The organism is Novipirellula sp., from assembly GCF_041583735.1.
GTDB lineage: Bacteria > Planctomycetota > Planctomycetia > Pirellulales > Pirellulaceae > Novipirellula.
This window is the reverse complement of sequence record NZ_JBFHFD010000660.1, coordinates 1-4824: the sequence shown is the minus strand read 5'-3', so window position 1 is coordinate 4824 and position 4824 is coordinate 1. Positions and strand designations below refer to the sequence as shown.

Genomic DNA, 4824 nt, shown 5'->3' with positions numbered 1-4824 from the left:
CGCACGTGCGTATCACGATAGACACCGAGATCTTCGTTGTCGGCGAGGTATTCGTCGCCGATATTGTGGCCGCCTACAAATGCCTCGCGTCCATCGACGACGACAAGTTTGCGGTGATTGCGGAAATTCAGACGCGTCGAGGATCCGTCTCCGAGCGGCGGATTAAAACCGTGAATCTGCACGCCCCCGGATCGTAGCTTGTCGAGATATCGGTTGGACATGTCGCGGCTGCCGTACTCGTCATACAGCACCCTAACTTGCACACCTTGTCGGGCCTTTTTCAACAACAGCTCGGCCAACCGGTTGCCAAGATCATCATCACGTAGGATGTAGAATTCAACAAGCACGTAGGAATCGGCTTGTTCAATGGATTGGAACAGCGACTCAAACGTCTGCTTGCCATCGATCAGAATGGTTGCCGCGTTTCCTTCGGTAACTGGAAAATGAACGAGCTTGCTGAGTAGACGCTGTGTTTCATTTTCCGGATCCAACGCCAATCCCGACTCGACCAGATCTCGGTTCAATCTGTCCAAGATCGGGGCTCCTTCGGATTGACGGGCGCGGTAGGCGATCGCTTGTTTTCCGTAGTCGGTTTCACCGATCGCCCAGTAGGCCGGAACCGCAATGTAGGGGAACGTATTGAGCGTGACGATCCAAGCAATCGCTCCTTGCGGCGTACGAGGCTCGCTGAGCACGTTAATGGACGAAATAAAGCCAAGCGTATGCGCCAACAGCAGGATCGAACCGGTGAGGCTGCGGCGATGAAGTCGCATCCAGGCGACCACGCGGCGTGATCGCTCGTGACGCAAATACAGCAGCCGGATCGGGCGCCAAAGCGTTCTCGAGATCGCTTCGCGTTTGCGATCGATCCATTCAAAAATCCGTGCGGGTAACAATCGCCGCTTGGAACCAGACGCGGCAGGGGTGGTCATCAGTAGAGCAGCTCACAAAAGGAAGCATCATCGGAGGTCGGTTGCACTGCGACGAGCGACAAAATGCAGCTTTCGTGCCAACACTGCGTCATCGGAAACGTTCCAGCAGAGGATGGAACAAAAATTGCAAGTCACTGACGCTGGTAAAAATGGAAACAAGGTAGACAAAAGCGATGCTGAACCTGTACGGGATGATCACCGAACCGATGTTTTGGTGGGTAGCGACGGTGTCCGCGATCGTGTTTGCGGCTTCAATCGTCGCGGTGCCTTGGCTGATTCTGCGGCTTCCAAGTGACTATTTCAATCACCGCCGCCGCATCATGATCCGCCCACAAACGAGGGCTTCGGTCTACTATCACTGCGTTTGGATTGTCTTGAAAAACATCGCCGGCGCGGCGTTTCTGACGATGGGAATCGCGATGTTGGTGCTGCCGGGGCAAGGATTGCTCACCATTTTCATCGGTTTGTCCATGCTCGACTTTCCAGGGAAATACCAGCTTCAACGAGCGTTGGTATCGCGACCATTTATTCTGAAGCCACTGAATTGGATCCGGCGAAAAGGGGGCAAAACTGACTTCATTGTGCAAGCGTCATAAACATGAATGGGTCGCCGCATCAGCCCCCAGCGTCAGCCTCCATTCGCGCATGGTCAGCCATAGCTCAACGTGGTGCAAAGCCGACCAAGCGATACGCAACATTCGTGTTTAGAGGATGCGTTACTGTCGTTTTTCACGGCAAATCCTAACCCGAAGCGTTAGTTTGATGTAGCGCGTTTGTATTTAGGGGCAAAGCCCCGGACGTTTACCTAGCCCAGCCCAGCGGGCTGGGACCAAGAAATCCAATGAATTGTAGGGCCAACGGTCCGGCCGTTTACCGGGACTTAATGAGGGCGGCTAGCAAATGGCCGGGCCTTTGGCCCTTAGGTTTCTTTGCATCGAAAACCTGGCCCGTTGGGCCAGGCTAGGCAAATTGCTGGGCCGTTGGCCCGAAGAACGTCTAAACTCGCAACTTCAAAACGCGTTGGCGAGGGACCGAGAAAAGATTGAAATTCCCTTGCTGACGCTTCGGGTTGTGATGAAAGTGCAACTTGAAAACATTCGCCTTGGACGTGCGATAGAGCAAGACACATCTTGCTCGGACAACTTGCCATCCTTCAGCGATCAGTACAGACACTGTGGGCGATGTGACGGTAGAAGGCAGCGTCCTCGTCGCTGATCCCTTTGGGGGCGAACGTCGTTTGGGTGGCGGCGATTCCTGTCAAAGATTCGAACCAAACGAGCCCCGCCAAGAAACAACCATGCGAATTGCCGTGTTTGAAATCCAATGCCAATCGCGGTTTGTCACCTTGTTTCCGCCAATGCCAACCGATCACTAGCGAATGGTCTTGGTTGGGTAGATTGGGATATTCGGGGTTTTCGTAATCGAAATTTGGGTCCGGAGCAACGACGGTGCGTCCGGCGGTTCCGCGAGCCATCTGGAACGCGGTTCCCACTGGCAGAATGCGTGCATCAAATTGCTTGGCATTAGCGTCGTAAGCGTTACGCAGCCGATCATACATCTGCTGCTGACTCAATCCATCTTTCGCCAATAGCGGCGAATCTTGTCGGTACGCCCACGTTTGGTGAATCAACAGCTGAGCCGTCGGCGCCAACTGCTCGACCAATGCCGCCAATTGATCAATGTGTGGATGATAGGTTTCGGGTTTGTGGCTGAGCGCACTCATCTGTTGTACGGTGACAAAGTCCCAGGGTTGCAGTTTCAGATAGTCCTGCAAACTTAACTTCTTTCCACTGGCCGCATCCCGGTACGGCCGCACTTCGCTATCACTCGCCGACTGAACCGCCAGCGTGGCATGCTTTTCTAACGTGCAGCCTCCGATGTTGGCAGTGCCAATCACAAGTTCGACCGAGCCTTCGGATTGTGCGATCTCGCGAAGAAACAGACAGGCGTTCTGAGCGAAGCTGTTCCCAATCGTCAGTACGCGGATCGTCCGCTTGGCTTCGTGCGGACGAGAGGTTTTAGAGTCATTTTCCGCTGCGGATGCAAATGGCGTGACCAATAGGACGAGCACGACGGAAAGGACGAGTCGTGAACCGAGGCGAGCGAGGTGGTAAATCATGGCGAGACGATGGCGTGTTGGGTGAGGGAGGGAGCTGGCAACGAAGTTCCTAAGTCTAGCAAAGATTGTCCGCACGTGACTGCCTCATGGCCCCCCGTAGCGAAACTCGCCAAGAGTTTCGGCCTCCGGCCTATTCGTTGGCCGCTAAGTCAGCAGTCTACTATGTTGGTGAATAGCTAACGAAAACGCCGATTAGGAAAATCGCAACAAGCCCGGCGTCGTTGCGGCCCAGCCTAGAGCCTTTTCCGCGGCGAGGTTTCCGCGTACCTGGTTGACGTCTTAACCAGTGATACAGCAAACACTCACGATTCGTGGTACATTTGCAAATCCCCCTCTCCCCCTCTCCCACTCTCCCACTCTTTTTTCCCCTCCTCGATTCATGATCGCACGCCTCGCACTCACGCTCCTATTCGGTTTCGCCGGCACTCTATTGACTTCGGCTGCCAGTCCCGGCGACGCTCCGGCTGCCGACATGACGTGGTCGCTCGATAGCGTTGGCGACTTTATCGTCCACGGTGACATCCAAACCGCCGATGGCGTGCAGGACCGCTCGCTCGTTTTTGACGGCCGATCGTTACTGACGCTGAAAGATTCAGCCGAACGGATTGCCGCGAACAAGCCTTTCACGCTGGCGATCTGGGTCAATCCTTACAGCATCGGCAAAACGCAGCAGATGATTGCTGCAGCGCATCAATATTCGTTGTGCCAACGGAATTGGGGGGTAATGATTGACAAGGATAAACGTTTCCGACTGTATGTATGGCAAGGCAAATGGGTCACCGCCGACTGCGACCAAGTCCCCAAACCAGGCCATTGGCATTTGGTCGCGATCCAATTGCGAGACGACGCCGCCGAGCTATGGGTGAACGGCGAATTTTCGGCAAGTGTGCCACTGAAGCAACCGCTCCAACCCAGCGCGACTCCGATGACCTTTGCCGGCGTGAACGACGACGGTCATCTTCGCCAAAATTTCAATGGCGCATTGGACTTGGCTCGCTGGTTCGACCGATCGTTGACCGCTGCGGAAATGAAGGATCTTTATCATCCGGTGACCGTAACGCATGAAGTTCCCGAGTTACCGAAACCGGTCCCGTTGTGGGATGAAACCAGCACGTTGCCCACCGCCGCCGATCTTCCGCACCTCGATGGCGTGCGATTTAGTGTGATCAAACCGTACGAGTTTTCGAAAGATGGGTATCGGTTCTTGCACGGCGTGGCCCTCGGATTTCATCGCAACCGTCTATACGCCTCGTTCGGGCACAATCAAGGTGGCGAGAATACGGATTCCGAACAGGCACGAGTCTGTCACAGCGATGATGACGGCCGAACATGGAGCGAGGTGACGACGATCGACGCGGGGGACGAACCGGGGATCGGAGTCAGCCATGGTGTCTTCCATTCGCACGATGGCGAATTTTGGGCGTTTCACGGAGCGTACTCCGGCACAATGAAAAACGTCCACACTCGTGCTTACCTGCTGGACGAATCCACCGGGACTTGGACGCCAAAGGGAACGGTGATCGAAGGCGGATTTTGGCCGATGCAGCAACCGATCAAAATGCAAGACGGTAACTGGATCATGGGTGGTCTTCGCGTTGGCGATGGCAATCCGGCCGCAGTCGCGATCAGCCACGGTGATGATTTCACCGCCTGGGACCTAATTGTGATCCCACGCGGTGAGGGAATCGGCAACATGTGGGGTGAATCGACCGTGTTTGTCGATGGTGCGACGATCGTCAATGTTTCTCGCTATGGAGCTGAGGCCACCGCGCT

The 4824-nt window shown here is 55.1% G+C and carries 4 protein-coding genes; 2 read left to right on the top strand and 2 right to left on the bottom strand.

Translation table 11 applies throughout. From position 1 onward, the window contains the following. Nucleotides 1–932, bottom strand: a 932-nt coding sequence (locus ABX962_RS30410) for a phospholipase D-like domain-containing protein (protein WP_372725188.1), incomplete at its 3' end; no start/stop codon positions are given. Between the two features lie 173 nt (nt 933–1105). Here ABX962_RS30410 and ABX962_RS30405 point away from each other — a divergent pair. Beyond that, a complete protein-coding gene (locus tag ABX962_RS30405) occupies nt 1106–1528 on the top strand; it encodes a PGPGW domain-containing protein (protein ID WP_372725186.1) in 423 nt (140 codons plus the stop codon). 557 nt (nt 1529–2085) lie between these two features. Here ABX962_RS30405 and ABX962_RS30400 read toward each other — a convergent pair. Further along, complete coding sequence (locus tag ABX962_RS30400) at nt 2086–3051, bottom strand: DUF4886 domain-containing protein (RefSeq protein WP_372725184.1); 966 nt, start codon at nt 3049–3051, stop codon at nt 2086–2088. A 379-nt stretch (nt 3052–3430) separates the two neighbouring features. Here ABX962_RS30400 and ABX962_RS30395 point away from each other — a divergent pair. Continuing rightward, nucleotides 3431–4824: LamG domain-containing protein (locus ABX962_RS30395; RefSeq protein WP_372725182.1), on the top strand; the 1394-nt coding region annotated here is incomplete at its 3' end.